Consider the following 1,555-nt stretch of genomic DNA (forward strand, 5'->3'; position numbering starts at 1 on the left):
GAACCAGCCGGCGGTGCCGACGGCGAGGACCGTCACGGCGGCGACAGACGCGTACTGCGCTGTGCGCGTGGCACGCCGGCGGCGCACGTCGCGGTGGATCGCGGCCAGCTCGGCCGCGTCGGCGCGGGTCTCGCGCTCACGGTGCTCGAGCGCGTCCAGCGCGCCCGTCAGGCGTGCGGTCAGATCATCGGTCACGACGGGTCTCCTCCCGGCCGACGAGGTGCACGGGCGCCGCGTCGGCGGCCGGTGCGGCGGTGGTGCCCAGACGGGCGTTGAGGGTGGCGATGCCGTCGCTGACGTACCGCTTGACGGCACCCTCACTGAGGCCGAGCAGCTGCGCGGTGTCCTTCACCGACAGGTCGTCCAGGTGCCGCAGCAGCACGCACGCACGCTCGCGCGGGCTCAGGTCCGCCAGCGCAGCCACCACGTCGGCCCCCAGCACGTCCGGGTCCGGGTCCGTCACCGCGTGCTCCGTCATGACCGCCAGCCGCGCCACGGTGTGCCGCTCCCGGCCCCGCCGGCGCGTGCCGTCGACGAACCGGGACACGATCGCCCGGCACACGTACTGCTCGGCCTGCTGCACCGACCCGAACGTCGCCCGCGCCGCGAACGTCGAGACCAGCGCGTCGTGCACCAGGTCCACCGCCTCGGCACGCGACCCGGACACGAGCGTCGCCCGCGCCACCAACGCGCCGTACCTCTCCTGCACCAGCGCGTCGAGCGCCGGCTGCCACCGACCGCTCACGCCACCCACCGTCCCGGCACTGTGCCCTCCTCGTCCGTGTCGGGAGTACAACGCAGGCGCCTCCAGCACGGTTGGGTGCCACGCGCACCCCCGGGGCGAGTTCGCCCGCACGCCCGGCCCTACGGAGTCCGACGTCACGAGGTTGTGGGCACCGGCGCGGGGACCCCCGGGGCATAGCCTGTCCCGCGTGCAGGTGCTCTCCGACCTCCGGGCGCTCTGGCCGCTGAGCGGCTTCCGGCGCCTCTTCGCCGTGCGGCTGGTCAGCCAGTCCTCCGACGGCATGTTCCAGGTCGGGCTGGCGACGCTGTTCTTCTTCTCGCCGGAGAACGCGAGCACCGCCACGGGCGTCGCGGCGGCGTTCGCGGTGCTGCTGCTGCCGTTCACGGTGGTCGGTCCGTGGGCCGGGGTGCTGCTGGACCGGTGGCGGCGCCGGCAGGTGCTGCTGTGGGGCAACCTCGTGCGGGTCGGCCTGACGCTGACGATCGCCGTGATCATGCTGACGAGCGGCGTGACGCCCGCCGTGTACGTGCTGGCGCTGGTGACGCTGTCGGTCAACCGGTTCCTGCTGTCGGCGCTGTCGGCGTCGCTGCCGAAGGTCGTCGACGGGCCCCTGCTGCTGACCGCGAACTCGCTGACGCCGACGCTCGGCGCGGCCGCGGCGGGCGTCGGCGGAGCGATCGGGTTCGTGCTCGGGCTCGTGCTGCCGGCGGGACGCGTCCGCGACGCGACCGCCCTCCTCGTCGCGGCCGCCGTCATGGCGTGCGCGTCCGCGCTGGCCACGCGGCTCGGCGCGGAGCAGCTCGGCCCCGA

The 1,555-nt window shown here is 74.9% G+C and carries 2 protein-coding genes and 1 pseudogene; 1 reads left to right on the top strand and 2 read right to left on the bottom strand.

Annotation, left to right across the window (positions count from 1 at the left end):
* Both AB6N23_RS18305 and AB6N23_RS18310 read right to left on the bottom strand, forming a co-directional pair.
* On the bottom strand, positions 1 to 195 hold a 195-nt coding region (locus tag AB6N23_RS18305), incomplete at its 3' end, for a hypothetical protein (protein WP_412867383.1).
* Entirely contained in the window at positions 185 to 745 is a 561-nt protein-coding gene (locus tag AB6N23_RS18310) for an RNA polymerase sigma factor (protein WP_412867384.1), read from the bottom strand. The genes AB6N23_RS18305 and AB6N23_RS18310, both read right to left, overlap by 11 nt.
* A gap of 187 nt (positions 746 to 932) precedes the next feature.
* Between AB6N23_RS18310 and AB6N23_RS18315 the strand changes: the two are divergent.
* A pseudogene (locus AB6N23_RS18315) lies at positions 933 to 1,555 on the top strand (MFS transporter); the annotation flags it as partial.

Source organism: Cellulomonas pasadenensis (assembly GCF_047229365.1).
In the GTDB taxonomy this organism is placed as follows: Bacteria; Actinomycetota; Actinomycetes; order Actinomycetales; family Cellulomonadaceae; genus Cellulomonas.